1 pseudogene is annotated in these 289 nt (G+C 52.2%); it reads left to right on the plus strand.

The window, feature by feature from the left end:
* Positions 1-143: 143 nt before the first annotated feature.
* Positions 144-289, plus strand: a pseudogene (locus C484_RS23005) (IS66 family transposase); the annotation flags it as partial.

Here is a 289-nt window from a genome sequence, read left to right on the forward strand (position 1 = left end):
GCTGATTTCGGTACTCTCTCGTAGGAAGCGTTCAACGGACGCGATATGAACAGGCAGCAGACCTCGGATACGATTCTCAGGGATGGGCTCCGCACCGGAGCCCATCCCGTTACTTCTGCTGTCACTACTGGTTGGTGGAGTCTGTGAACGCAGACGATTTCACCAAAGAAGAGCTCCTTTCTCGGCTTCTCCAACTTGAGCAACGAGTCGAAGAACTCGAACGGGAGAACAAGCGAAAGGACAAGAAAATCGATCAGAAGGACGAGCGGATAGAAGAACTCGAAACACG

Origin of the sequence: Natrialba taiwanensis DSM 12281 (assembly GCF_000337595.1) — an archaeon.
GTDB lineage: Archaea > Halobacteriota > Halobacteria > Halobacteriales > Natrialbaceae > Natrialba > Natrialba taiwanensis.